23 protein-coding genes and 1 riboswitch are annotated in these 25,150 nt (G+C 72.6%); of the genes, 18 read left to right on the forward strand and 5 right to left on the reverse strand.

Features of this window, described 5'->3' with window-relative positions:
- Positions 1-70 precede the first annotated feature (70 nt).
- From HUT06_RS06625 to HUT06_RS06645, 5 genes are all read left to right on the forward strand, one after another.
- Positions 71-2,056, forward strand: coding sequence for a TerD family protein (locus HUT06_RS06625; protein ID WP_254715014.1), 1,986 nt, complete (start codon positions 71-73; stop codon positions 2,054-2,056).
- A gap of 154 nt (positions 2,057-2,210) precedes the next feature.
- Positions 2,211-2,477: a DUF485 domain-containing protein gene (locus HUT06_RS06630; RefSeq protein ID WP_254715015.1), complete on the forward strand. Its 267-nt coding sequence runs from the start codon at positions 2,211-2,213 to the stop codon at positions 2,475-2,477.
- Positions 2,474-4,138, forward strand: a complete 1,665-nt coding sequence (locus tag HUT06_RS06635) for a cation acetate symporter (protein WP_176194902.1) — start codon at positions 2,474-2,476, stop codon at positions 4,136-4,138. Before HUT06_RS06630 ends, HUT06_RS06635 begins: the two co-directional genes overlap by 4 nt.
- 302 nt (positions 4,139-4,440) lie before the next feature.
- The gene (locus HUT06_RS06640; protein ID WP_176194903.1) at positions 4,441-6,612 is read left to right on the forward strand and encodes a S8 family serine peptidase; all 2,172 of its coding nucleotides are present in this window, start codon (positions 4,441-4,443) and stop codon (positions 6,610-6,612) included.
- Positions 6,613-6,721: 109 nt separating this feature from the next.
- On the forward strand, positions 6,722-7,027 hold the full coding sequence (locus HUT06_RS06645; RefSeq protein ID WP_217711229.1) for an SHOCT domain-containing protein: 306 nt from the start codon (positions 6,722-6,724) through the stop codon (positions 7,025-7,027).
- A 52-nt stretch (positions 7,028-7,079) separates the two neighbouring features.
- Here HUT06_RS06645 and HUT06_RS06650 read toward each other — a convergent pair whose 3' ends face one another.
- Entirely contained in the window at positions 7,080-7,730 is a 651-nt protein-coding gene (locus HUT06_RS06650; protein WP_176194904.1) for a MarR family winged helix-turn-helix transcriptional regulator, read from the reverse strand.
- A gap of 325 nt (positions 7,731-8,055) precedes the next feature.
- On the opposite strand from HUT06_RS06650, the gene HUT06_RS06655 reads away from it, so the two are divergent.
- The 3 genes from HUT06_RS06655 (at position 8,056) to HUT06_RS06665 (ending at position 11,000) form a co-directional block, all read left to right on the forward strand.
- Positions 8,056-8,409: a DUF3263 domain-containing protein gene (locus HUT06_RS06655; RefSeq protein ID WP_217711230.1), complete on the forward strand. Its 354-nt coding sequence runs from the start codon at positions 8,056-8,058 to the stop codon at positions 8,407-8,409.
- Positions 8,410-8,428: 19 nt separating this feature from the next.
- On the forward strand, positions 8,429-9,253 hold the full coding sequence (gene otsB / locus HUT06_RS06660; protein ID WP_254715016.1) for a trehalose-phosphatase: 825 nt from the start codon (positions 8,429-8,431) through the stop codon (positions 9,251-9,253).
- A 940-nt stretch (positions 9,254-10,193) separates the two neighbouring features.
- Complete coding sequence (locus HUT06_RS06665) at positions 10,194-11,000, forward strand: hypothetical protein (RefSeq protein WP_176194906.1); 807 nt, start codon at positions 10,194-10,196, stop codon at positions 10,998-11,000.
- Positions 11,001-11,069: 69 nt separating this feature from the next.
- Here HUT06_RS06665 and HUT06_RS06670 read toward each other — a convergent pair whose 3' ends face one another.
- A complete protein-coding gene (locus HUT06_RS06670) occupies positions 11,070-11,690 on the reverse strand; it encodes a PadR family transcriptional regulator (protein ID WP_176194907.1) in 621 nt (206 codons plus the stop codon).
- Between the two features lie 159 nt (positions 11,691-11,849).
- Positions 11,850-14,048: a serine/threonine-protein kinase gene (locus tag HUT06_RS06675; protein WP_302931783.1), complete on the reverse strand. Its 2,199-nt coding sequence runs from the start codon at positions 14,046-14,048 to the stop codon at positions 11,850-11,852.
- On the opposite strand from HUT06_RS06675, the gene HUT06_RS06680 reads away from it, so the two are divergent.
- Positions 14,042-14,593, forward strand: coding sequence for an RNA polymerase sigma factor (locus HUT06_RS06680; protein ID WP_089330928.1), 552 nt, complete (start codon positions 14,042-14,044; stop codon positions 14,591-14,593). The genes HUT06_RS06675 and HUT06_RS06680 overlap by 7 nt on opposite strands.
- A 117-nt stretch (positions 14,594-14,710) precedes the next feature.
- A complete protein-coding gene (locus HUT06_RS06685) occupies positions 14,711-15,733 on the forward strand; it encodes a sulfotransferase (RefSeq protein ID WP_254715018.1) in 1,023 nt (340 codons plus the stop codon).
- Positions 15,734-15,755: 22 nt separating this feature from the next.
- On the opposite strand, the gene HUT06_RS06690 is transcribed toward HUT06_RS06685, so the two are convergent.
- Positions 15,756-17,246 (reverse strand): trehalose-6-phosphate synthase, encoded by a 1,491-nt coding sequence (locus tag HUT06_RS06690; RefSeq protein WP_176194909.1) that lies wholly within the window; start codon positions 17,244-17,246, stop codon positions 15,756-15,758.
- 131 nt (positions 17,247-17,377) lie between these two features.
- Between HUT06_RS06690 and HUT06_RS06695 the strand changes: the two genes are divergently transcribed.
- From HUT06_RS06695 to HUT06_RS06710, 4 genes are all read left to right on the forward strand, one after another.
- Positions 17,378-18,316: a cation diffusion facilitator family transporter gene (locus HUT06_RS06695; protein ID WP_176194910.1), complete on the forward strand. Its 939-nt coding sequence runs from the start codon at positions 17,378-17,380 to the stop codon at positions 18,314-18,316.
- Between the two features lie 114 nt (positions 18,317-18,430).
- Positions 18,431-18,572: riboswitch (SAM riboswitch) on the forward strand.
- Between the two features lie 16 nt (positions 18,573-18,588).
- Entirely contained in the window at positions 18,589-19,833 is a 1,245-nt protein-coding gene (gene thrC / locus HUT06_RS06700; protein ID WP_176194911.1) for a threonine synthase, read from the forward strand.
- Positions 19,834-19,846: 13 nt separating this feature from the next.
- Positions 19,847-20,122, forward strand: coding sequence for a MoaD/ThiS family protein (locus HUT06_RS06705; protein ID WP_176194912.1), 276 nt, complete (start codon positions 19,847-19,849; stop codon positions 20,120-20,122).
- A 60-nt stretch (positions 20,123-20,182) separates the two neighbouring features.
- Positions 20,183-20,575 (forward strand): DUF5959 family protein, encoded by a 393-nt coding sequence (locus tag HUT06_RS06710; protein ID WP_176194913.1) that lies wholly within the window; start codon positions 20,183-20,185, stop codon positions 20,573-20,575.
- Positions 20,576-20,578: 3 nt separating this feature from the next.
- On the opposite strand, the gene HUT06_RS06715 is transcribed toward HUT06_RS06710, so the two are convergent.
- Positions 20,579-20,857 (reverse strand): hypothetical protein, encoded by a 279-nt coding sequence (locus HUT06_RS06715; protein WP_176194914.1) that lies wholly within the window; start codon positions 20,855-20,857, stop codon positions 20,579-20,581.
- Between the two features lie 80 nt (positions 20,858-20,937).
- On the opposite strand from HUT06_RS06715, the gene HUT06_RS06720 reads away from it, so the two are divergent.
- The 4 genes from HUT06_RS06720 (at position 20,938) to groL (ending at position 25,132) form a co-directional block, all read left to right on the forward strand.
- The gene (locus HUT06_RS06720; RefSeq protein ID WP_176194915.1) at positions 20,938-21,297 is read left to right on the forward strand and encodes a hypothetical protein; all 360 of its coding nucleotides are present in this window, start codon (positions 20,938-20,940) and stop codon (positions 21,295-21,297) included.
- A gap of 33 nt (positions 21,298-21,330) precedes the next feature.
- Positions 21,331-21,774, forward strand: coding sequence for a hypothetical protein (locus HUT06_RS06725; RefSeq protein WP_176194916.1), 444 nt, complete (start codon positions 21,331-21,333; stop codon positions 21,772-21,774).
- Between the two features lie 367 nt (positions 21,775-22,141).
- Entirely contained in the window at positions 22,142-22,381 is a 240-nt protein-coding gene (locus tag HUT06_RS06730; protein WP_176194917.1) for a hypothetical protein, read from the forward strand.
- Between the two features lie 1,122 nt (positions 22,382-23,503).
- The gene (gene groL / locus HUT06_RS06735) at positions 23,504-25,132 is read left to right on the forward strand and encodes a chaperonin GroEL (protein ID WP_089330919.1); all 1,629 of its coding nucleotides are present in this window, start codon (positions 23,504-23,506) and stop codon (positions 25,130-25,132) included.
- Positions 25,133-25,150 lie beyond the last annotated feature (18 nt).

Genomic DNA, 25,150 nt, shown 5'->3' on the forward strand with positions numbered 1-25,150 from the left:
GGCCGCGGCGTCGTCCGCGGTGGCCGATGACGCACATCCGGTCGATGCGGGGAGTGGCGCGGTGCAGCAGATGCGCAAGGGAGCCAATGCCGAGCTGGCGAGCCTGACCGAGGCGGCGGGCCCGGTCACCGTGGCGTTGCGGTGGTCCGACCCGGCCGGCGGCACGGCGGCGGGCGGCGGGGAGGCCGACGTGGCCGCGCTGCTGCTCGGCGCGTCCGGCAAGGTCCGCGACGACGCCGACTTCGTCTTCTACAACCAGCCGGCCACCCCGGACGGCTCGGTCCAGCTGCTGGGCAAGACGCCCACCGGCGGCGGCAGCGAGGACCGCATCATGCTCGACCTCGCGTCCCTTCCGGCGGACGTGGAGCGCGTCGCCGTGACGGCGAGCCGGTATGCCGGGGCCACGTTCGGCGACCTGGACGACCTCGGCCTCACGCTCTACGACAGCTCCGGCGCCGCGCTGCTCGGATTCGACATCACCGACGCCGCCGAGGAGACCGCCTTCGTCTTCGGCGAGCTGTACCGGCGGGGCGGCGGCTGGAAGTTCCGGGCGGTCGGCCAGGGCTACGCGACCGGTCTCGCGGGTCTCGCCGGCGACTTCGGCATCGCCGTGGACGACCGCGAGGACGAGGAGCGTCCCGTGCAGCCCGCCGAGCGCGCGGAGGAGGCGCCCGCCGCCGAGAGCCGCGAGGAGGCGCCGACCGCCGAGCCGGAGGCCGCGGCGCCGGTGCCCGAGCGCGTGCCGGACGCCCGGAGCGCCCCGCGGCGGCGCGTCCGGACGGCGAAGAAGCGCAGCACGCTGCCGAAGGCGGCCAAGGTGGACCTCGCCGACCATCCGTCCTGGCAGCGGGCACGCCTGTTCTCGGTCGCGGGCCTGCGCAGCGAGCACGAGCGCGAGGTCCGGGCCACCTCGACGCTGCTGGCGGTGATGACGGAGGTGCCGGAGTTCGGGCGGCGGCTCACCGCCCGGTTCGGCGCCCCCGCGGGCACCCTGCAGACGTTCGTCGAGACGCCGTTCAAGCACGGTGACACCAAGGTCCGTCCGGACGGGGTGGTCCGGGTGGCGCGGGCGGGCCGCATCTGGACGGCCCTGATCGAGACGAAGACCGGCGGCAGCCCGCTCAAGGCCGAGCAGGTCGAGGCCTACCTGGAGGTCGCGGCGCGCAACGGCTACGAGGCGGTCATCACGCTGTCGAACGACCTGGCGCTCGACGACGAGCATCCCCTCACGGTCGACAAGCGGCGGCTGCGCAAGACCGCGCTGCGGCACCTGTCCTGGGCCGAGGTCGCGCACGAGGCGCACATGCTCTGCCACCACCACGGGGTCGCCGGCTCCGTCCACGCGTGGATGCTCGGCGAGCTGCTGCACTACCTGCGCCATGACGGCGCGGGATGCCAGGGCTTCCGGGACATGGGGCCGTCGTGGGTGCCGCTGCGCGACGCGATCGCGGCGGGCACGCTGCGGCCCGGCGACCGGCACGCGGAGCGGGTGGCCGAGAGCTGGGAGCGGCTCGTCCGGCAGCTGTGCCTGCGGCTCGGCGGGGAGACCGGGCTGAACGTGGCGCCGGTGGCGCGCCGCAGGCGGTCCGGCGCGGCCACCCGGCGGGCGGCGATCGCGGCGTCCCTGGTCGAGTCCGGCCGGATGGACGCCGAGCTGCGGATCCCGGACGCGGGCGGGCCGGTCCGCGTCGAGGCCGACCTGCGGACCGGGCGGATCGAGACGAGCATGGAGATCCCGGCGGCCGTCCGGGCGCGCGCGCTCACCCGCGTGCAGTGGCTGCTGCGGCAGCTGTCGGACGCGCCGCCGGAGCTGCGGGTGGAGGCGCTGCCGGACGGGCGCGGCGAGGGGCCGTGCGACCTGCTCAAGAACCTGCGGAGCGAACCCGGCCTGCTCGTGCCCGGCTCGGGTGATCTGACCGCGTTCCGGCTGACCCTGCCGACCGGCATGGGCACCAGGCGGGGGACGGACGAGACGGGCTTCGTGCGGAGCGTCGACGCCGCCGTGGACCGGTTCCACAGCGAGGTGCTCAGCGTCGTGAGAATCGAGGCGGAGTAGGGCCGCGGGAGGGGGCGCGCGCGGGCAAGGGTCTCGCCAAAGGCTCGCCAAACGTGAGTCGCCGGACATGAATCTTCGCTCTCATAGTGCACTCGAAGCACTGCGAAGAGTCATGTTCGGTCAGGGGGACCAAATGGTGGGTGGACTCGCGCCCGTGGCGGAGTACGAACGGTTCCAGCTGCTCAGGAGGCGGTTCCGGCGGGCGGCGGCGGTGGTGGCCGCCGCGTTCCTCGGGTGGTACTTCGTCTTTGTCGGGTTGTCCGCGTTCGCCCGGGACTTCATGGCGCGGCCGGTCGCCGGGCACGTCAACGTCGCGCTGCTGCTCGGCCTGCTGCAGTTCGCCTCGACGTTCGCGCTCGCCTTCGGGTACGCCGCCTACGCGCGGCGCCGGCTGGACCCGCTGGCCGGTGAGCTGCGGTGACCGGACGGGCGCTGACGTTCGGGCTGTTCGTCACGTTCGTCCTGATCACCCTCGGCATCACGCTGTGGGCGCGGGCGCGGACCCGGGGCGCCGACGACTTCTACGCGGGCGGCCGGACGTTCTCGAGCGCGCAGAACGGGATCGCGCTCGCCGGCGACTACATGTCGGCGGCGTCCTTCCTCGGCGTCGCCGGGATCATCGCGCTGAACGGCTACGACGGCTTCCTGTTCTCCGTCGGGTTCATGGTGGCGTGGCTGCTCGCGCTGCTGCTGGCCGAGATGCTGCGCAACGCGGGCCGGTTCACGATGGGGGACGTCCTGGCGCGGCGGGTGCGGCGGCAGGCGCCGGTGCGCCGGGCCGCGGCCGTGTCGACCGTGACCGTGTCGGTGTTCTACCTGCTCGCGCAGATGGTCGGCGCGGGGGCGCTGGTGTCGCTGCTGCTCGGCATCCACCGGGGCGAGCGGTTCCTCGGCATGGACGCCGGGACGGCGAAGACCGTCACGATCGTCGCGGTCGGGGCACTGATGATCTTCTATGTGGCGTGCGGCGGGATGAAGGCGACCACCTGGGTGCAGATCATCAAGTCCGCGCTGCTGCTGGCCGGGGCGGTCGTGCTGACCGTGCTCGTGCTCGGCAGGTTCGGGTTCGACCCCGGCGCGCTGCTCGGGTCGGCCGCCGACGCCAGCGGGCGCGGTGCGGAGTTCCTGCGGCCGGGGCTCCGGTTCGGGCGGGAGGTCCCCGGCGACGCGTACCAGACGATCATCAACAAGCTGGACTTCATCAGCCTCGCGCTGGCGCTGGTGCTCGGCACCGCCGGCCTGCCGCACATCCTCGGCCGGTTCTTCACCGTCCCGGACGGCCGCGCGGCCCGGCGGTCGGTGACCTGGGCGATCGGCCTCGTCGGCGCCTTCCACCTGATGACGCCGGCGCTCGGCTTCGGCGCGGCGGCCCTCGTCGGACGGGAGGCGATCGTCGCGCAGGACCCGTCCGGCAACACCGCCGCGCCGCAGCTCGCGCAGGCCGTGGGGGAGCACGTCGGCGGGCGGGCCGGCGGCGAGGTGCTGCTGGCGTTCATCGGCGCGGTCGCGTTCGCGACGATCCTCGCGGTCGTGTCGGGGCTGGTGCTGGCGTCGTCGACGTCGCTCGCGCACGACTACTTCGGCCAGGTGCTGATGCTCGGCCGGCCGCGCGAGTCGCAGGAGGTCGCGGTCGCGCGGTTCGCGGCGCTGCTGGTCGGCGCGCTGGCGATCGTCCTCGCGGTGGCGGCCCGGAACCTGAACGTGGCGTTCCTCGTCGCGCTGGCGTTCGCGATCGCGGCGGCGGCGAACGTCCCGGTGATCGTCCTGTCGCTGTTCTGGCGGCGGTTCAACGCGGCCGGGGTCGTCGCGGGCATCTACGGCGGCCTGACCGCCTCGCTGGTGCTGGTCGTCCTGTCGCCGGTCGTGTCCGGGAAGACCGACCCGGCGACGGGGGAGAGCCTGTCGCTGCTCCCGGCGGGCATCGACTTCCATCTGTTCCCGCTGGAGAACCCCGGCCTGGTCTCGATCCCGATCGGGTTCGCGTGCGCGGTCGCCGGGACCCTGCTCGGGCGGGACGAGGCCGACGCCGAACGCTACGACGACCTGACGGTCCGGGCGCTCACGGGAGCGGGCGCGCACTGACGGCGGCCGCGCGCCGGTGACCGGCGGGTCACCGGCGACGCGCCCGTACCGGCGCGGGCACTGCCGCCCGAGGGTGTGGGCGGGTTAACATTCCGTTCCGCCCTACTGTTACCGATCAGTATGAGACGCCTGGCGGGACGGGGCGGCGGCGTCGCGGCCGCACCGTCCGGGCCAGGGGTTCAATGTGCCGAGTGCCCGGGCGGGGGCCGGTTCGCGTGGCAGAATGTCAGCGCCGTGGAGCGCGGCGGTGGGCCGGAGGGAGGTGCGGCGGCGTGTCCGAAACCGGTCGACGCCGTCCGGGGTTGATCCGACCGGCCCTGTCCCCGCACCGGCTCGGCGCCCGGGCGACCGCGGCCCTCACCGTCCTCACCCTCGGCGCGGCCGTGGCCGTGCCGGTGGCGATGGTCTCCGGCGACGAGCGGCGGGCCGGGCAGCGCGCCGTCCGCGGCGCGGCCGCGGGAGCCGCCGCCGGGTCGCTCGTCGGCGCGCCGACCGACACGATCCGCTCCCGCGAGTGGCACCTGAAGACCCTGCGCACCCAGAAGGCGTGGAAGTACTCCAAGGGACGCGGCGTCACCGTCGCCGTCCTCGACACCGGCGTCGACGGCGGTCACCCCGACCTCAGCGGCCGCGTCATCAGCGGCCCCGACCTCACCGGCGGCGTCCGCAACCCCGGCAGCCGCTACTGGGGCCTGCACGGGACGTCGATGGCCAGCATCATCGCCGGCCACGGGCACGGCCCCGGGCTGGACCAGGGCATGATGGGCGTCGCGCCGCTCAGCCAGATCCTGTCCGTGCGCGTCACGCTGGAGAACGACGACCCGCTGCGGCGCGACAACGGGTCGCAGTCCGGCACCGGCGAGCACGACGCCGTCGCCCAGGGCATCCGCTACGCCGTCGACCACGGCGCCGGCATCATCAACATGTCGCTCGGCGGCGGGCGCCAGTTCTACAACGGCACCAAGTCCCAGGAGAACGCGATCAAGTACGCGCTCTCCAAGGGCGTCGTGCTGATCGCCTCCGCCGGCAACGACGGGTCCGGCGCCAACCGCAAGAACTTCCCCGCCGCCTACCCGGGCGTGATCGCCGTCGGCGCGCTCGACCGGCGGCTGCGCCTGTGGAAGGACAGCAACCGCCGCTCCCACGCCGCCGTGTGCGCGCCGGGCGTCGACATCGTCAGCGCCGACGCCAGCAACGGCTACGTCGTCGGGACGGGCACGAGCGCGTCGTCGGCGATGGTCGCCGGGATCGCCGCGCTCATCCGGTCCCGCTACCCGAAGCTGTCCCCGGCCGAGGTGAGGCGGGCGCTCATCCAGGGCTCCCCGGCCCGCGCCGGCCACCCGACCGGCTCGCCGACCTGCCGCGGGACGGTCGACGCGGTCCGTGCGCTGGTCGCCGCGCACAAGATCAACAAGACCTCCAGCGGGCCGGTGGAGACGCCGCCGCCCGCCGCGCCCGCCCCGGCCCCGGTCGCGGAGTCCCCGGCGCGGGACGCCGGCGTCCTGCTGCCGCTCGTGCTCGGCGGCGGCGGGCTGCTCGTCGCCGTCGGGCTCGTGCTCGGCTGGCGGCAGCGGCGCCGCCCGGAGGAGGACGCCGAGGAGACCGACGCCGTCCCCGACTACGGCCTGCCGTCCGCGCCCGCCGCGCAGCGCGAACCCGCCCCCGTCCCGGCCGCCGCGCCGGTCTCCGCCGGACCGGCCGCCGCCGACCCCGCGTTCGCGCCGGTCAACGTGCCGCTCTGGCAGAACACGGAGGCGTACCAGGGGCCGCCGCTGGCGCCGGAGATCCCGCCGCGGCTCGGCATGTCCTGGGACGAGCCCGAGGACGATCACCGGGACGGGGACGTGCCGCCCGGCCCCGGCCCCGGCCCCGGCACCGTTCCCGGGCCTGGCCTTGGCGGGGTGCCGCTTCCGCCGCCCATCGAACCGAAGCAGCCGCCGATCATGCGGCACGAGATGCGCCCGTTCGTGCCCGGCGAGTTCACGTCCAACGGCGTCAACGGGCACGACCTGCTGAACGGGAACGGCTCGGGCAACGGGCGGCATGCCGAAGGCCGCCACGTCGCCGATCGGGACGGCACCGATGCGAACCGAACAGATCTGAACGGCGCCGACCTGAACGGCGCCGACCTGAACGGCGCCGACCTGAACGGCGCCGACCTGAACGGCGCGGGCCTGGACGGTGCGGGTCTGGACGACCAGACCCTCGACGACGCCGACTGGGAGGAGTTCCGGCGCGGCGCCCTCGGCCCGCTGGCGGCGCACGAGCCGGAGGCGCCCGCTCCGCCCGCCGCGGTATCTCCGGAGCCGCCCGGCGACGTCCTCCCGCCGCCCGTACACCCCCTGGACGAGGAACCGGCGGACGGCGGCGCGTTCGGCCCGCCGGCGGCCCCCGAGGACGACCTCCCGCACGGACGGCGCTCCCGGCACGCCCGTCCCGCCGAGGACGAGGACTACCGGCCCCCCTGGTGGTGATCGCGGTACTCCGGCGGGCGTAGCGCGGGTGTCTCCGGCCGGCCGATGCGGCACCCCGAACCTCTCGCCGAGCATCGACGTATCCGCACACAGGAAGGGTCGATGAACCATGATGACGACACTGGCGGCGCAGGCGGCGCAGGTCGCGGCGATGCACCCGGGCGGCTGGCAGGACGGGGACGCGCCCGCCTTCTGGCCGGTCTTCCCGATCACGTTCGGGCTGTTCTGGCTGGCCGTGCTGGGGACCGTGTTCTACCTGATCCGCCGCCGCACCGGCGGCGGGGGCGGGGGCGCGGCGGCCGCGGCGCCCGACCCGCTCGCCAAGGCGCGCTCGGTCCTCGCCGAGCGGTTCGCCCGCGGCGAGATCGACGAGGACGAGTACCTCCGCCGCACGTCCGCGCTCAACTCCGACTGACCACCGCCCGGCGGGGGCGGCGCCGCCGGCTGGCCGCGGCGGGGACCGCGGCTCAGTCGGCGGCGGCCTCCTCGAAGATCCGGCCGATGCCGTCGGAGTACTCCGGCGCCCGGCCGGCGGCGTCGGCGAAGCGGGTGAGCAGCCGGGCGAACTCGGCCCGCTCGCCCGCCGTCCAGCCCGTCATCAGGGCGTCCAGGTAGGCGCGGCGGGACCGGTCGGCGACCCGCTTGACGCGCAGCCCGGCCTCGGTCAGCCCGAGGTTGGCGCGGCGCGCGTCGACGGGGGACGGGCGCCGCGACACCAGTCCGGCGTCGATGGCGTGCCCGACCAGCCGGCTCGCGGTGGACGGGTCGATCTCCAGCCGTTCCGCGACGGCGCCGACCGTCACCTCGCCGGGCCGGCCCCCGGTGCACTCCGGTTGCGCGGCGGCGGTGAGGGCGGCGACGGCGTTCACCACCATGAGGTTGGACAACTGCAGCGGCCGTCCGTCCGCGCAGGCGGACGTCTGGGCGCGGATCCGCCGCATGAGGTCGGGTTTGGCCCACACGCGGCGCAGATGGAACAGCGCCATCGCGACGTCGGCGAGCACGGGGTCCGCGGGCCGCTCGTCCGGTGCCCCGTTGAGCGATGCGTCCGGCGACTCGGGCGGCACCAGCGCGTCCGGCTCGGCGGGCCGTCCCGTGGCGGGGGTCTCCGTCGCCATGCAGGTCTCCGTTCGCGAGTTCGGACGCCGGACGTTGCGGAACTCCCCACTCTAACGTATGTAGTCTGCATATGATTGGGATCCGTGCGACCGGTGTTCCCCATGAGACACACGGTACGAGAGAGCCGCAGGTGAGGCGGGATGTGATGCACTGAACCACCGGCCCCGTTCGCGCTGAACCACCGGAACTTGTCGGCTCGGACGCGTAGCATGGCACCCGCCCGAACCCGGACGACCCGGGATCAGTAACCACAGAGGGGACCTGATGCGAGCGGCGAACGCCCCCGGTGACCCCCGCGGTGACGTCCCCCCACAGGACGGAAGCATGGACGATGGCCGGCCCCCGCGACCACTGACCGACGACGCCGCCCTCGACGGCGTCGCCGACGACGAGGAGGGCGGGCCGGACGCCGCCGCCTTCCCCACCGACCGCCTCTCCGACCGCGAACGGCGGATCCTCGCCTTCGAACGGCAGTGGTGGAAGTACGCCGGCGCCAAGGAGCAGGCCATCCGCGAGCTGTTCGACATGTCGGCGACGCGGTACTACCAGCTCCTGAACATCCTGATCGACCGGCCCGAGGCGCTCGAGTGCGACCCCATGCTCGTCAAGCGCCTGCGCCGGATGCGGTCGCAGCGGCAGCGCAGCCGCGCCGCGCGCCGACTCGGCATCCGGCCCTGAGCCGACCACACTGGGTGGCGTGAACTCACCTCCCCGCTCCGTGACCGGCGCCGGCGCCGCCGGCCTCGACGCGATCCGCGCGAACCCGGCCGGGGCCGTGCTCGGCTTCGACTTCGACGGCACGCTGGCGCCGATCGTGGCCGACCCGGCCGCGGCCCGGGCCCATCCCGGCGCCGCCCCCGCGCTCGCCCGGCTGGCCCCGCTGGTCGGCGCCCTGGTGATCGTCACCGGCCGGCCCGCGGCGGTGGCCGTCGAGTACGGCGGCCTCGCGGGCGTCGACGGGCTCGTCGTCCTCGGCCAGTACGGGCTCGAACGCTGGGAGTCCGGCACGCTGACCGAGCCGGAGCCGCCGCCGGGCGTCGCCGAGGCGCGCGCGAAGCTGCCCGGCGTCCTCGCGGCGGCGGGCGCGCCGCCCGAGACCTTCGTCGAGGACAAGGGGCAGGCCCTCGCCGTGCACACGCGGCGCTGCGCCGAGCCGGAGGTCGCGCTCGAACGGCTCCGGAGCATCCTCGCCGCGCTCGCCGAGCGGACCGGGCTCGCCGTGGAGCCCGGGCGGCTCGTCCTCGAACTGCGCCCGCCCGGCATGGACAAGGGCAAGGCGCTCCGCTCGTTCGTCGAGGGCCTCGGCGCCCGCCCGTCCGCGGTGCTGTTCGCCGGCGACGACCTCGGCGACCTGGCCGCGTTCGACGCCGTCGACGCGCTGCGCGGCGAGGGGGTGCCCGGCGTGCTGGTGTGCAGCGGATCCGCCGAGGTCACGGCGCTGGCCGAGCGGGCGGACGTGGTGGTCGACGGCCCCGCCGGCGTGGTCGGCCTCCTCGACGACCTGGTGGACGGCCTGTCCTGACCCCTTCCCCGGCCGCTCGCTTGTCGGAGAGGTGACAAGTGCGCTGACCGGCTTTGTCGCATCTCGCGCGACTCCGGGGCCGCCCGTGGACCGCAAGTCCAATTAGGCCAAAATATGGTGAACTGCGGTAAGCGTGGTTCACGGGGGACCGCGCGAGTACACGGGAGGCTTGACGGTGGACACGGAACCGGGAGTCCCGCGCGGTCCGGACGGCACCGGGCACACGCCCGCCCACGGCCTCCCCAGGGCCACGCCACGGGAGGGCACGCCGGTGCAGCCGCCGGGCGCCCCGATCCCACCGGGCGCGCCGAACCGCCCCATCGTCCAGACACCACCCGCCGCCGAGGCACCGCCACGCGTGTGGGGCACACCGCCCCCGCCCGCCGCACCGCCGGAGCCCGCCCTCCCTCAACCGGGCGGCCTCCCGCAAACCCTCAACATGCCCACCCCACCCGCCTACCCCACCACCCCAGCACAACCCACAGGCCCCACCCACCTTGGTGGCGTCGCCCAGCCCGGTGGTGTTGCGCAGCCTGGTGGTGTTGCGCAGCCTGGTGGTGTTGCGCAGCCTGGTGGCGTTGCGCAGCCCGGTGGTGTCGCGCAGCGCAGCGGCGTTGCGCAGCCCAGCGGCCCCGCGCAGCCCGGTCGTTCTGCGGACCTCGGCACGTCGTCCGCGCAGCTCGGCACGTCCGCTCGGCCCGGCGTTGCTGCGCAGCCCGATAGCGCCGTGCAGCCCGGCGGTGTTGTCCAGCCCGGTGGCCCCGCGCAGCCCGGTCGTTCTGCGGAGCTCGGCACGTCTGCGCAGCCCGGTGTTGTTGCGCGGCCTGGTGGTAGTGGGCAGGTCGGTGGTGCTGCGGAGCTTGGTTCCGCCGGGCAGTCTGCTGGACCCGCGCAGGCCGGGGGCGGTGTGCGGGGGACCGGGGACGCGGAGTGGGCCGGGGTGCCCGAGGCGCAGGAGGCCTACTCGCGGCGTGAGAAACGGTCGTCCACGACCGGGCCGATGGGGGTGCGCGAGACGAGCGGGGTGCAGGTCCGGCTCGGGTCGCGGGAGCGGGAGCGCGCCCGGCGGGCGCGCCGCCGTGCGGGGCGCCGCAGCGGGCTCGTCGCGGCGGGCGTGCTCGTGCTCGCCGGGCTGGTCACGGCGGGTCTCGTGCTGACCCCCGGCTCGGGGGACGACGGCGGGACGGGCACGGCCCCGGCCGGCGGGGAGCAGCGCCCGGCCGGCACCGGCGAGCTGCCCGACGCCGGGAAGGCGATCACGGTCGGCACCGCCGACGGGTCCCAGTACAAGATCGCGGCCGTGACGGACGGGGTCAGCGGCGGCGTGGAGACGGCGTCGCAGTCCTCACCGCCGTCGGGGACGTCGTTCGCCTACATCGAGTACATCCTCAGCAACCCGACGCAGAAGCGCATCCTGCTCGACTTCCCCGGCGACGTGTTCGTCAGGCGGAACCTCGTCACGGCGGACGCGCGCGGCCGGTGCATGCCGCAGGCGGGCGTCCCCGAGGACATGTGCACGCCGCCGACCAAGAGCCAGGTCGTCCGGCATCTCGCGGGCGCCGCGCTGGTCTCGGGGGACGGCGGCGACAAGTACATGCCGCCGGGCTCGGCGTTCCTGGTGCGCGCCACGGTGGACGTTCCCGTCGACCGCGGCATCAAGCGCTCGGACATGGGCCTGTACGTGTGGAAGCAGCTCTACATGGCCGACCAGCTCGCCAAGCAGGCGCCCTTCCCGCGCGGAGAGTGAACACGGAACCGCCGCGGCCCGGTGCGGGCCGCGGCGGTTCCTGTGGTGCGGGGTGACCCGCCGCCGGGTTCACTCGGCTTCGGGGTCGTCGGCGAGGATCCCGTAGAGGCGGCGGCGGGCGTCGTTGACGACGTCCAGCGCGCGCGCCTTCTGCGCCTCACTGCCGACCGCCATCACCTGGTGGAGGGCTCCCATCAGCTGGCCGACGGCCTCGCGCCCGCGCAGGACGTTCTCGCCGGCGGCCTCGGTGACCTCGTCCCAGGGGGCGGTGGTCTGCGCCGACGCCTCCTCGCGGCCGCTGTCGGTGAGGGAGAACAGCCGCTTGCCGCCCTGCTCCTCGCTGCTGACCAGGCCCTCGTCCTCCAGCATCTGGAGGGTCGGGTAGACCGAGCCGGGGCTCGGCCGCCAGACGCCGCCGGTGCGGCCGTCCAGTTCCTGGATCATCTCGTAGCCGTGCATGGGGCGCTCGGCGAGCAGGGCGAGCAGTGCCGCCCGGACGTTGCCGCGCCGGGTGCGCCGGCCGCGCCCGCCGCGTCCGTGGTGACCGGGCCCGGGGCCGCCGGGGCCGAATCCGGGTCCGCCGGGCCCGAAGCCCGGGCCGCCCCACGGGCCGAAGGGCCCGCCGCCGCGGCGGCCGCGCTCCTGGGGCCCCCAGAAGCCGTCGCGCCTTCGCATCTTGTGCTCGTGCATCGCAGTCTCCTTTGCTAGTGATCGGTTGCGATGCATTAACGATATATCGGAAACATGTCGCATGCAAGTCCGAGAGAGGAGGCGCATGCGAAACGCGCCCCGCGAGGTGGTTCTCGCGGGGCGCGTTTCGGCAGGTGGGCGCTCAGGAGCGCGTCCGGGTCAGGGGCCGGTGACCTTCAGGTGGTCCAGGATGTCCTTGGTGGCCTGGCGGTCGTCGGTCTCCTTGACCCTGATCCACAGGCCGAACTTGCCGGCCTTGTCCTTGAGGCCGATCTCCGTGACCGACGGCGTGCCGACCTTGCAGGCGGTGAAGCGGGTGATCGTCCCGCTGAGCGCGCCGTCCGGCGTCGTGTAGTTCTCCGGCGCGGCCTTCGTGCACTGCGGATGGGCGGCCGCGCTCGGCGGCGGCAACTGGCCGGGACGCAGGTCCGTGGTGACGCCGATGAAGACACCGGGGCCCTTGCCGTTGCCGAGGAAGGCGGCCTTGTCCGGAGTCGCGCGCAGCACCGGCCGGGCCTGCGGGTCGTTCAGCCGGACGGTGGACGGCGACCACGTCTGCTCCTGGCCCTTCGGCCACGCCTTCGGCACCGCGGTCTTGATCTTGCCCGCGGTGTCGGAGACGGCGACGAAGTCCTTCGGGACGGCCGGCGCCTTCTCCTTGTCGTCGTCCTTGCCGTCCCCGCCGGAGAACAGCATGCCGAGCGTCAGGCCGCCGATGAGCGCCACCGCCAGCACGACCACGGTGATGATCAGCGGCGTGACGAACTTCTTGGGGGCGCCGCCGGGCCCGCCGGCGCCGCCGCCCCCGAGCCGGCCCATCAGGCCGCCGCCCTGCTTTCCGCCGGGCCCCTGGCCCTGGACCGGAGGCGCCTGGAAGCCCGTGGGCGGCGGCGGGCCGCCGTAGGGGCCGGGCGCGGGCGCGCCCATCGGCTGACCGGGGGCACCGCCGCCTTGCGGAGGCGGCTGCGTCGGGAAGACCGCCGTCTTGTTGTCTCCGCCCGGCGCTTGCGGCCCCTGCGGCGGCTGCTGGTAGGCGACCGTGCGGTCATTGTCGTTGTCCGGGGCGGTGGGCCCCTCGGGCTGCCCGAACGGGACGGCGCGTCCGCCCGGTTCGTCCACGATCGTCGCCTCAGCGCCGGCCGGAGGGCGCGGCGGGAGGCGCATCTCGGACGTGCGGACGTCGTCCTGCATGGGCTGGTCGAACCGGGTCTGCATGTCGGCCGAGCCCGGTGGCCCCGCGCCCGGACCCGGGCCGGGGACGGGTGCGGGCGGACGCGCCTGGGAACCGTCCTGGTAGAAGTCCTGGACGGTCGCGTCCGCGTCGATCCGCGGGTTTTGTGGCGGCGCAGGTGCAGACGCAGGCACGGGCGCCGGTTGCGCGGGCTGCGCCGGTTGCGCGGGCGGTGCCAGTTGCGCGGGCTGCGCCGGTTGCGCGGGCTGCGCCGGTTGCGCGGGCGGTGCCGGTTGCGCGGGCTGCGCCGGTTGCGCGGGCGGTGCCGGCGCCGTCGTCGGACGCAGTGTGGACAGCGCCTCCGCGAACGCCTCCGCGGTCGGCCACCGCTTCTCCCGCTCCACCTCCAGCGCCCGCATGACGACCTGGTCGAACGCCGGGGGCAGCCCCTCGCGCAACTCGCTCGGCGGCGACTTGACGGGAGCCGGGCCTGGGGCCCGTCCGGTGATCATGTGATAGGTCAGCGCGCCGAGCCCGTACACGTCGGCGCGGACGTCCAGCCCGCCGCCGAACCGCGCCTGCTCCGGCGACATGTAGCCGGGGGTGCCGACCGGCAGCGTGAACGCCCCGGACGCGTGCGCGAGGGCCTTGGCCAGGCCGAGGTCGGCGATGAGCAGCTTCTCGCCGCCGTCCGGCGTCGACTGGAACAGCACGTTGGACGGCTTGAGGTCCCGGTGGATCACCCCGAGCGTGTTGATCACCTCGACGCCGTAGGCGATCTGCTCGGCCAGCGCGACCACCTCGCTGACCGGAAGTGGCCGCTCGCGCATCCGGTCGCCGAGCGTCCCCCGGTCGGCGTACGACATGACGAAGTAGGGGCGCCCGTCCGGCAGCTCCCCGATGTCGTGGACGCGCACGAGCCGCTCCGAATCGGCGCGGCGCAAAATCCGGGCCTCCTCCAGGAACCGGTTGCGCACGTCCAGATCGTCGATCAGATTGCTGTTCAGGACCTTGATGGCGACCTGTGACTCCAGGGCGTCGTCGTGCCCCAGCCACACCGAGGCGAACGCCCCCGAACCCAGGACGCGATCGATTCGGTAACGGCCTACAGCTGGTGGGAAAGACACTCCCGTATCATCCCAGCAAACGGGGTGACCCCGCGAACGAGCAATGAGGCGGCATGGCATTCGACGAGAGGACCGAGGAGCTGGCGGTGAGGGCCGCCCAGGGCGACCAGGGCGCGCTCAACGAGCTCCTCCGCAAGATCGAGCCGGACGTGCTGCGGCACAGTTCGCGGTTCCTGCCGTGCCGGCAGGACGCCGAAGAGGCCTGCCAGGACGCGCTGCTCCAGGTCGCGCGCAACATCCACCGGTTCGAGGGCCGGTCGCGGTTCAGCACCTGGCTGCACGTGGTCGTCGCCAACTCCGCCCGCTCCACCTACCGGTCGCTGAAGCGGCGCTCGGTCGAGCAGGCGGGCGAGCTGCCCCAGCAGCGCCCCGACCCGCGCCGCACCAGCGTCATCGCCGGGTCCCGGGTCGACATCCTCGACGCCATGGAGGACCTGGAGGCCCGCAAGCCCGACCTCATCCAGGCCCTCGTCCTGCGGGACGTGTCCCAGCTGGAGTACGCGGAGATCGCCGAGCAGCTCAAGCTGCCGCTCGGCACGGTCAAGTCCCGCATCCACGAGGCGCGCAAGCAGGTCAGGCAGACGCTGGGCGAGTCCTACACCTGACGATCGGCGGTCGGGCCCGGCCGCGTGCCGGGCGGCCGTCAAAGGTCGGTCATCGGGCGGTCACGGTGCGTCAAGAACGCAGGCCGCGGCATGCGCGCGTCCACCAGCATGCGGTGCATGCCATCAGGACCGGCCTCCCGCAACGACCGCCCGATCTTCGTCCTCGGCTGCGCCCGCTCGGGGACGACGCTGCTGCGGCTGATGCTCCACTCGCATCCGCGCATCGCGATCCCGGGGGAGACGAAGTTCGTCCTCCCCGCCTATACGGGACGGTGCGACTTCGGTGACCTCGCGGAGAGCAGGAACAGGCGCGCCCTCGCGGAGTGGATCACGGGCGACCGGTCGACCAAGGTGCACGCCCTCGGACTGGACGCCGACGCGGTCATCGAGGAGATCGTCGCCGGCCCGCCCACGCTCGGCTCCGCGCTCGGCACCGTCTTCCGCGCCTACGCGCGGCTGCACGGCAAGCCGCGCTGGGGCGACAAGCGGCCGAGCTACGCCCGGTACGCGGGCACGCTGCTGCGAATGTTCCCGGACGCGCAGTTCGTCCACCTCGTCCGGGACGGCCGGGACTGCGTCGCCTCGCTGCTGGAGATGCCCTGGTACGACGGCGACGTCCACCACGCCATCTCGCTCTGGCGGGAGACGGTCGACCAGGGCCGCCGGCTCGCGCACCGCCTCGGCCCCGACACCTACTACGAGCTGCAGTACGAGCGGCTCGTCGCCGACCCCGCCGACGAGCTGGGCCGGCTCTGCGGGTTCCTCGGCGAGGAGTTCGACCCGGTGATGACGCATCCGGAGGGGCTCGCGCGGCGGACCGTCCCGTCCCGCAAGCGGTGGCACGGCCGGACGCACGACGCCGTCAACACGGGCCGCATCGGGTCGTGGGCGGAGCGGCTCGACCCCTGGGAGATCAGCCTGGCGGAGGCCGCGTTCGGGGAGCGACTCGCCGAGTACGGGTACGAGCCGAGCGGCCTGCCGAAGCCGCCCGCGTCCCAGCTCGCCCACTTCACCCGGGTCAGCGCCCACCGCCGGATGGCGCAGAGCAAGGACGCGCTGCGCGAGCGCTGGAAGCAGCGCCACGAGCCGAACCCGGTCGAGTGCAGGCTGCCGGCCGAGACGTCCACCAGCGCCACCTGAAGCGCCGGCAGCGCGCCGCCGGTCAGTCCAGGGCGGCGAGCTGGTCGGCGAACCAGCGCTGCGGCGGGAGCGCCGCCGCGGCGGCGGCCAGGCGGGCGCAGCGCTCGGCCCGCAACCCGCGCGGCATCAGCAGCGCCTGGTGCAGGGTCTCCGCTGTCTGCGACACGTCGTAGGGGTTGACCGTCAGGGCATCCTCCGACAACTCGGACGCCGCCCCCGCCTCTCGTGACAGCACGAGCGCGCAGCCCTGCTTCGACAGGACGGGCCCTTCCTTCGCCACCAGGTTCATGCCGTCCCGGATGGGGTTGACCAGCAGGACATCGGCCAGGCCGTAGGCGGCGAGCGACCGCGGATAGTCGTCGTTCACCTGAAGGATCAGCGGATCCCAGTCGGCCGTGCCGAACTCCTCGGTGATCTGCGCCGCCATCCGCTGGACGGCCGCGGTGTACTCGCGGTACTCGGGCAGGTCGTAGCGGGACGGATAGGCGAACGCCAGATGCACCACGCGCCCGCGCCACTCGGGATGGTTGACGAGCATCTCGCGGTAGGCGGCGAGACCCCGCACGATGTTCTTCGACAGTTCGGTCCGGTCGATCCGCACGATGAGCTGGCGGTCGCCCACTTGCTCCTTCAGCGCGCGCGCCCGTTCCACTACGTCCTGCTGGGCCGCGCGCTTGCGCAGCGCCGCCTCGTCCACCCCGAGGCCATGGACGCCGACGTGCGTGGTGTGCCCCGAGCAGGTGACGGTCCGGGCCGACCGGTCGACGCGCGCACCCGGAAGCAGTTCGCAGCAGTCAAGGAACGCCGAGGCCCACCGCTCAGTGAGGAACCCGGCGTGGTCTGCGCCGAGTATGCCCAGCAGGACCTGCGTCCCGATGTCGTCCGGCAGCAGCCTGAAGTACTCCGGCGGCGCCCAAGGCGTATGGGAGAAGTGGACGATCCTCAGGTCGGGCCGCCGGTCACGCAGCATCCGCGGAGCGAGCGACAGGTGGTAGTCCTGGATCGCGGCCTTCGCGCCCTGGGCGGCGTCCCGCGCCAGGGCGTCCGCGAAGGCCGCGTTGTACGCCTCATAGGACTGCCAGTCACGCCGTGCGCGAGCGTCGAAATGCGGGCTGCGCGGGGTGTCGTACAGCAGATGGTGGACGAACCACAGCGTCGAGTTGGCCACGCCGTTGTACGCACGGTCGAACGTCGCCGCCGGGATGTCGAGCATCCGCACGGCCGCGCCACCGGTGTCGTAACCCGCCAGGTCTATGCGGCCGTCCGGTGAACGGCGAGCAGCCGTCCGATCGCCCTCACCGAGGCTCGCGCACACCCAGAGCACGTCCGCCGCTGAAGAAGACGCCTCCGACTGCTGCGCGAGACGCGGCGGCCCAGGGTCGCGCGGGGCGCCCGTGACGGCCGCCAAGCCCGACACCAGCCCGCCCCCACCGCGCCGCATGGCCAGCTCCCCGTCCTCCGACAGCGAGAACGACACAGGGCCTCGGTTGGACGCCACCAGCACTTGGCTCATACCGGCAGGGTCTCAGTTGTTACCCAGGCGCTCCACAGTGACCCGCGTGGTGTGCGCCACGGGCGCCGCAAGCCGCCGCCGCGGCCGGATCCGGCGCGATTAGCGGGGAGCGCGCGGGGTAACCGATCCGGATGAGCAGGTCCGAGACGACGAAGACCGTGCTCGTCGCCGGAGCGGCCAACCTCGTCCTCGCGATCGTCAAGCTGATCGCCGGCCTGCTGGCCGGATCCAGCGCGATGCTCGCCGAGAGCGCCCACTCCGTGGCGGACACCCTCAACCAGTCCTTCCTCCTCGCCTCGCTGCGGCGCAGCGAGCGTCCCCCCGACCGGCGGCACCCCTTCGGCTACGGCAACGAGCGGTACGTCTGGTCGCTGCTCGCCGCGTTCGGCATCTTCATCGCCGGGGCCGGGTTCTCGATCTTCGAGGGCATCCTGACCATGACCGGTCACGGCGGCACCGGCACCGCGGTCTGGCTCGCCTACGCCGTCCTCGCCCTCGCCGCCGTGCTGGAGGGCACGTCCTGGATACGCGCCTTCTACCAGGCCCGCAAGGAGACCCGCGAGAACGGCCGGGACATCGTCGAGCACGTCCGCCGGTCGCCCGACCTGACGTTCAAGACCGCGCTGTTCGAGGACAGCGCCGCGATGATCGGCCTCGCCCTCGCCGCCGGCGGGCTGGTGCTGCGGCAGCTGACCGGGTCGGACTTCTGGGACGGGCTCGCGTCCGTCCTCATCGGCGTGCTGCTCGCCGGGCTCGCGCTGCTGATCGGCCGGGAGAGCTCGGTGCTGCTCATCGGGCGGGCCGCCGATCCCGCCGACCAGCGCGTGATCCGCGCGGAGATCCTCCGCGCGCCCGGCGTGACCGGCGTGGACGAGCTGCTCACCATGCACTTCGGCCCGGAGCAGCTGCTCGTCGCCGCCAAGGTCAACTTCTCCGACGCGATCAGCGCCGACCAGGCCGAGGACGTCGCCGGCGAGATCGACCGGCGGCTCCGCGAGCGGGTCCCGATCATCCGGCACGTGTTCCTCGACCCCACCCAGCGCTCCGCGCGCGAGGGGTCGGCCGCGTGATCAAGACCTCACCCGGGTACCGTCTCAACCAGCGGACCCGGCTGTCTGGCATCCGGTCAGATCATGTAAAGTCACGCATACGAGTTCAAAGCGCTCGTGACGACAACTGAATACCGCTCATCCAGAGGGGTGGAGGGACCGGCCCTGCGAAGCCCCGGCAACCACCCGGCTGTGGCGCGCTCGCGATCCTGCGAGGCCGGCCGGGAGATGGTGCCAACTCCGGCCTGCGACCAAGGTGGCGCAGGGAAGATGGGGAGAAAGGCCTCGCCCTCATGGCACTCACGCCTGCCACAGACCTCGGACCCGCTACCGCGCTCGTCTGCCGCGAATGCGGCACGACCCGCGATCTCGGCCCCTTCTACGCCTGTGAAGAGTGTTTCGGCCCCCTGGAGATCGCCTACGACTTCCAGGGCGTCACCCGGGAGTCCATCGCGTCCGGGCCCCGCAACATCTGGCGGTACCGCGGGCTGCTGCCCGTCCCGGCCAACGTCGCCGACACCCCCAACACCGAGCCCGGCCTGACCCGCCTCGTCCGCGCCGACAACCTCGCGGAGAGCCTCGGCCTGCAGAGCCTCTGGGTGAAGGACGACAGCGGCAACCCGACCCACTCCTTCAAGGACCGCGTCGTCGCCGTGGCGCTCGCCGCCGCCCGCGAACTCGGCTTCAAGGTGCTGGCCTGCCCGTCCACCGGCAACCTCGCCAACGCGGTCGCCGCCGCCGCGGCCCGCGCCGGGATCCGCAGCGCGGTGTTCGTGCCGTCCGACCTCGAAGCCCAGAAGATCATCACGACGGCCGTGTACGGCGGGACGTTCGTGACGGTCGACGGCAACTACGACGACGTCAACCGGCTCGCCTCGGAGATCGCCGGCGAGCAGGACGACTGGGCGTTCGTCAACGTCAACGTCCGGCCCTACTACGCCGAGGGCTCCAAGACGCTCGGCTACGAGATCGCCGAGCAGCTCGGCTGGCGGCTCCCGGACCAGATCGTCGTCCCGGTCGCGTCCGGCTCCCAGCTCACCAAGATCGACAAGGCGTTCCAGGAGCTGATCAAGCTCGGCCTGGTCGAGGACCGCCCGTACCGCGTGTTCGGCGCCCAGGCCGCCGGCTGCGACCCGGTCGCCGCCGCGTTCAAGGCCGGGCACGACGTCGTCCGCCCGGTGAAGCCGGACACGATCGCCAAGTCCCTCGCCATCGGCAACCCCGCCGACGGCCCCTACGTCCTCGACGTCGCCCGCCGCACGGGCGGCGCCGTCGAGGACGTCACCGACGCCGAGGTCGTCGAGGGCATCCGCCTCCTCGCCCGCACCGAGGGGATCTTCGGCGAGACCGCCGGCGGCGTCACCGTCGCCACCCTCCGCAAGCTGATCGACGCGGGCACCCTCGACCCCGCCGCCGAGACCGTGATCATCAACTCCGGGGACGGCCTGAAGACCCTGGACGCCGTCGCCCCGGTCGTCGCACCGTCCGCGAACATCGCCCCGTCCCTGGAGGCGTTCCGCGCCGCCGGCCTCGCCTGAGAAAAGGAGCACCATGAGCGTTTCCGTGCGCATCCCGACGATCCTGCGGACCTACACCGGCGGCGAGTCCGAGGTGAAGGCGGAGGGCGCGTCCCTGCGCGCCGTCGTCGCCGACCTTGAGGCGAGCTACGCCGGCATCTCCGCCCGCATCCTGGACGACGCCGGCAAGATCCGCCGCTTCGTCAACGTCTACGTCGGCGACGAGGACGTCCGCTTCGCCGACGGCCTCGACACCGCCACCCCCGACGGCGCGCAGATCTCGATCATCCCCGCCGTCGCCGGCGGCTGACGCCCAGCCCGCAGCCCGGTCCCGTCCGCACGGGGCCGGGCGCGGGTCTACGATGGCGCGGTGCCAGCGGAACTGATCAACCTCGCCGACGACCTCGGGAACAGCGTCACGCTTCGGGTGACCGGCCAGGAGAGCGGCGGCCTCACCGGTGAGATAGAGGTCGGCAGCTATTTCGTCAGCGGCGGCATCAAGACCTGGCTGGACGCCGAAGACCTCACCGCCTGGGAGAAGGCCCTCGACTCCCTCTCCCAGGGAACGGACGCCGCATGGCGCGAAGGTCAGCGCGCGACCGAGATCCACTTGGAAATCGACGACCACGACCGCGTCCACGTGGCCGTAGTCGACTCGCACTCTTTCCTGGTGACGGTGGAACTCACGATCGAAGTCGCCGCCGACTGGCTGGAAGAGCACCGCGAACGCCTGACGGCCGTCCGCGCGCTACTCCCCGAATAGCGGCTACCGCCACCGGTCACGAACGGAATCGACGACCGACAGCACCCCGAACAACACGCAGACCATGGCGAACATCAAGAACGCCATGATCCCGAGGATGAACAGCAAGAGCGCCAGCAGGTCCTGCCATCCGATGCTCGACATGGCGCAGCTGAAGTCGCAGTTGTACGGAGTCTCCTCGTCCAGTTGAAGGACGAGAACGCCCCCGACCAGGCAAACCACGCCGACACCGAACGGCCACCGGGCGACTGCCCATAAAGGGTCGGCTTTCCGTTGCGTCATGCCGCCATGATTCTCCGGCCCCGCCCACCGCACATCATCCTGAGGTCGTACCTCCGCGCACGCGCGATAGCCTCCACCACGTGACTGATGAGATCCAGCAGATTCAGCCACTCGACTCTTCGATAGCCGAGGAGTGGCTGCGCAAGACCAACGAGCCGAACCTGCGTGCCGTATCCGCCTCCAAGCTCCGCGAGGGCCCGTGGTGGCACGTCAGCGTCTGGGTCATGGAATTCGTCCGCACCGGCCCTCTCGAACTCGAATTGCGCCACCGCATCGACGACGCGCTGAGCGCCGTCACCGGCGTGACATCCGTCGAGGAGGAAGACCGCGAAGTCTGGACGGTGACCGGCGAGCCGACGGGCAAGGCCCTGGTCGAAGCAGTGGCGCAGGTAGTAGACGACTTGGCCGACCAGACCCGCAACGCCTTCCAAGGGCGCTGAGACAGCCGGCGGACGGTGTGCCAGGATGCGCGCATGGACCTGCGTCCCGAACTGCTGCCCCCCACCGCCGCCCCCGAACGGCTGGCGGAACTGGCCAGTGAGATCGAACGCATCGCCGACCTGCTCGCCCGCGGCGAACCCGCCGCGGCGGCGATCGACGAGTTCAACCAGGCCACCGGGCACGCCTACACCACGCACGACTTCACGGACCACCTCGACCGGCGCACTCTCGACGAGTTCGCCCTGGAAGCAGCCCGCCCGGCGCATCCGCGCGTCGCCGACATCACCCGCGCCGAACTCGCCGAGATCGTCCGCAGGATCCAGGCCGCCGACCCGGAGACCGACTACTACTCACGCGTCCTGGACGCCAGCGTCTCCAGCCCCGACTGGGCCGCCCTGATCTTCCACACACCGGCCCTCGACGACCCCGACCAGATCGCCGACGAAATCCTCGCCCACCGCCCCATCGCCCTCTGATCCGCCCGACGCCGCCATCGACCGGCGTGCCGCTCGGTTCGATGAGGCGTCACCTCCGTCCTGCGGAGCAGGTCCGCGACCTCGTCTCCTATGTGCACGGGAAGCGTCACGCCCTACAGGACCAGCCCACCGGACGCCCCTTCGAGATCGTCGTCGGCTGATGCGGGGGCTGTCCGTTCCGTAAGTGTTCCGTGTGACCCGAGCCACGGCCAGAGGCGACGGGCTACGCTTACCCCCTGGAAGGGGAGTATCCCCAAAGCGGCGAGCTCGTCATCACGTCCGCATGATGCGGTCCGGGCCGTCGGTCGTGGCTTTCGCACGGCGGGAGAGACCTTCGGAGCTGCTTTCTGCTGCCCGGAGGTCCTGCATGGGCGAGGCCCAGAGCAATTTCGGAAACTTCGCGATTCTCCCCGGGCTCGGGGCGTCCCTTGTCGCGCTGATCCTCTTCACTCTCATCGCCGTCGTCATCGTCCCGGCGGTGTGGTCGAGGACGCCCGAGCGTCGCGAGGCGGCGCTGTTGGTGCTCCGACTACTCCTCCGCCACCTGTCCGAGCGGCGGGCCACCCGCAACAAGCGCGGCTCGAACTCCTCACGACGCCGCTCCTAACCGCCCCGTCCCGGCCGTCCGAAACCGCCCCGCAGGGCCGCCCGTTCCGCAATGGTTCCGCGTGGCCAGTTATCGGTTTCCGTTCAGCTCGGCCAAGAGATCGTCGGGCTACAGTTCGTAGCGGTTTCCCCCACTTGCGTCCCTTTGTGCCCCAGATGCGGTAACCGCCGGGAACCCTGCGAGCGACGCCATCGCTTAGCATGTCCGGAGTCACGACGACACCCCGCATTGTCCTCACAATGGGAGTAGTCGATGCGCTTGACCACCCGGACTACCTGGAGCGTGCGGGGCCTACTGGCAGTGGCCTTGGCCGCCGGCGTCCTGCTGGCCGCTGGCCCCACGACCATGACTACGGCCAAAGACGATAACTGGCCCGGCACCGGCGGCCGTGTGACGGCTGGCAATGACCACTGGCCCAGCACCGGTGGCCGCATCATGCCTAAAGAGGACTACTACCCCGGCAGCGGCGGCTGACCAGGGCGCCGAAGGGCGGCCGAGGGGTGCCGTTACCTGGACGATGGCAAGCACGTCCTGACCGCTGCCCGCTCGCTCAACGGCCGTACGACCTGTGCCGTGCGTGCCTGTCGCTCTGGCTGAACGGTGGGGTGCCGGCGGCCAACGTGGCGGCTCGTGCCGGGCACTCGGTGGCCATGCTCCAGAGCACATATGCTCACTGCATCGACGACGAGGAGATCATGAACCGGCGCATTGATGCAGCGCTGGGGCTCCTCCTACTTCCGGCGCGGAACGCGCGGAACAGACCGTCGTTCCTCTGCCCCGTCCCGGTGCGCGTGCTCCGCGAATACCGGCGTACGACCACGCACAGTGAGTCACGGCGACACACCCGTGAGGTTCCCAGACGGGGTTCCGTCGCAGGTGAGAACGGGTCTGGGCAGGTAGGTGAACCTTCCCCCGGCGAGGATGTGTGGCGCTTGCACTCGGCAGGGTAGAGTGCTAAAAAAACGGTTGGCACTCTACTGTGGAGAGTGACAGCTTCACAGTCTGGGTCGGGGCGATGAGGCCTCAGTCCGGCGGCGGAATGGAAGTCGTCGGCGGGGGCCGTCCGTCGCGGGCGTCGGCTCGATCCGTCTAAGCCACCTTGTTCCGGGAGGACTGGAGCCTATGGCTGCAAAGATGATCGCGTTCGACGAGGAGGCCCGCCGCGGTCTCGAGCGCGGCATGAACCAGCTGGCCGATGCCGTAAAGGTGACCCTTGGTCCGAAGGGTCGCAACGTCGTGCTGGAGAAGAAGTGGGGCGCCCCCACGATCACCAACGACGGTGTGTCGATCGCCAAGGAGATCGAGCTCGAGGACGCGTGGGAGAAGATCGGCGCGGAGCTCGTCAAGGAGGTCGCCAAGAAGACCGACGACGTCGCGGGTGACGGCACCACCACCGCGACCGTGCTGGCCCAGGCGCTGGTGCGCGAGGGTCTGCGGAACGTGGCGGCGGGCGCGAACCCGATGTCGCTGAAGCGGGGCATCGAGGCCGCGGTCGAGCGGGTCAGCGAGGAGCTGTCCAAGCTGGCCAAGGACGTGGAGACCAAGGAGCAGATCGCCTCCACGGCGTCCATCTCCGCGGGCGACCCGCAGATCGGCGAGATGATCGCCGAGGCGATGGACAAGGTCGGCAAGGAAGGCGTCATCACGGTCGAGGAGAGCCAGACCTTCGGTCTGGAGCTCGAGCTCACCGAGGGGATGCGCTTCGACAAGGGCTACATCTCGCACTACTTCGTGACCGACCCCGAGCGGATGGAGGCGGTCCTCGAGGACCCGTACATCCTGATCGTTCAGGGCAAGGCGTCGGCCAACAAGGACCTGCTGCCCGTCCTCGAGGGCGTCATGCAGTCCGGCAAGCCGCTGCTGATCATCGCGGAGGACGTCGAGGGCGAGGCCCTGGCCACCCTGGTCGTCAACAAGATCCGCGGGATCTTCAAGTCCGTGGCCGTGAAGGCCCCGGGCTTCGGCGACCGCCGCAAGGCCATGCTGGGCGACATCGCCACGCTGACCGGCGGCCAGGTCATCAGCGAGGACGTGGGTCTCAAGCTCGAGAACACCACGACCGACATGCTGGGCCGCGCCCGCAAGGTCGTCATCACCAAGGACGAGACCACCATCGTGGACGGCGCCGGTGACGCCAACGAGATCGCGGGCCGGGTCAACCAGATCCGCACCGAGATCGACAACACCGACTCCGACTACGACCGCGAGAAGCTCCAGGAGCGCCTGGCCAAGCTCGCGGGCGGTGTGGCGGTCATCAAGGCCGGCGCCGCGACGGAGGTCGAGCTCAAGGAGCGCAAGCACCGCATCGAGGACGCCGTCCGCAACGCCAAGGCCGCGGTCGAGGAGGGCATCGTCCCCGGCGGTGGCGTCGCGCTGCTGCAGGCCGGCACCAAGGCGTTCGACAAGCTGGAGCTCGCGGGCGACGAGGCCACCGGTGCCAACATCGTCAAGCGCGCTCTGGAGGAGCCGCTGAAGCAGATCGCCGTGAACGCCGGCCTCGAGGGCGGCGTCGTGGTGGAGCGGGTCCGCAACCTCACCCCGGGTGAGGGCCTGAACGCCGCCACCGGCGAGTACGTCAACATGTTCGAGTCGGGCATCCTCGACCCGGCCAAGGTGACCCGGTCCGCGCTGCAGAACGCCTCGTCGATCGCCGCGCTGTTCCTGACCACCGAGGCCGTCATCGCCGAGAAGCCCGAGAAGAACCCGGCCCCGGCGGGCGGCATGCCCGACGCCGGCGGCATGGACTTCTGATCGGCGACGCGTAACCGA

The organism is Actinomadura sp. NAK00032 (assembly GCF_013364275.1).
Taxonomy (GTDB): Bacteria; Actinomycetota; Actinomycetes; order Streptosporangiales; family Streptosporangiaceae; genus Spirillospora.

Excerpts from the sequence above, each read along its gene's own strand:
- HUT06_RS06655 (WP_217711230.1), top strand. The coding sequence starts at position 8,056 with ATGGACGATGGCCGGCCCCCGCGACCACTGACCGACGACGCCGCCCTC.
- thrC (WP_176194911.1), top strand. The coding sequence starts at position 18,589 with ATGGCACTCACGCCTGCCACAGACCTCGGACCCGCTACCGCGCTCGTC.
- HUT06_RS06675 (WP_302931783.1), bottom strand. The coding sequence starts at position 14,048 with ATGCCATGCCGCCTCATTGCTCGTTCGCGGGGTCACCCCGTTTGCTGG.
- HUT06_RS06645 (WP_217711229.1), top strand. The coding sequence starts at position 6,722 with ATGATGACGACACTGGCGGCGCAGGCGGCGCAGGTCGCGGCGATGCAC.
- HUT06_RS06725 (WP_176194916.1), top strand. The coding sequence starts at position 21,331 with ATGGACCTGCGTCCCGAACTGCTGCCCCCCACCGCCGCCCCCGAACGG.
- HUT06_RS06650 (WP_176194904.1), bottom strand. The coding sequence starts at position 7,730 with ATGGCGACGGAGACCCCCGCCACGGGACGGCCCGCCGAGCCGGACGCG.
- HUT06_RS06705 (WP_176194912.1), top strand. The coding sequence starts at position 19,847 with ATGAGCGTTTCCGTGCGCATCCCGACGATCCTGCGGACCTACACCGGC.
- HUT06_RS06685 (WP_254715018.1), top strand. The coding sequence starts at position 14,711 with ATGCCATCAGGACCGGCCTCCCGCAACGACCGCCCGATCTTCGTCCTC.
- groL (WP_089330919.1), top strand. The coding sequence starts at position 23,504 with ATGGCTGCAAAGATGATCGCGTTCGACGAGGAGGCCCGCCGCGGTCTC.
- HUT06_RS06695 (WP_176194910.1), top strand. The coding sequence starts at position 17,378 with ATGAGCAGGTCCGAGACGACGAAGACCGTGCTCGTCGCCGGAGCGGCC.
- HUT06_RS06625 (WP_254715014.1), top strand. The coding sequence starts at position 71 with ATGCGCAAGGGAGCCAATGCCGAGCTGGCGAGCCTGACCGAGGCGGCG.
- HUT06_RS06690 (WP_176194909.1), bottom strand. The coding sequence starts at position 17,246 with ATGAGCCAAGTGCTGGTGGCGTCCAACCGAGGCCCTGTGTCGTTCTCG.
- HUT06_RS06715 (WP_176194914.1), bottom strand. The coding sequence starts at position 20,857 with ATGACGCAACGGAAAGCCGACCCTTTATGGGCAGTCGCCCGGTGGCCG.
- HUT06_RS06730 (WP_176194917.1), top strand. The coding sequence starts at position 22,142 with ATGGGCGAGGCCCAGAGCAATTTCGGAAACTTCGCGATTCTCCCCGGG.
- HUT06_RS06680 (WP_089330928.1), top strand. The coding sequence starts at position 14,042 with ATGGCATTCGACGAGAGGACCGAGGAGCTGGCGGTGAGGGCCGCCCAG.
- HUT06_RS06670 (WP_176194907.1), bottom strand. The coding sequence starts at position 11,690 with ATGCACGAGCACAAGATGCGAAGGCGCGACGGCTTCTGGGGGCCCCAG.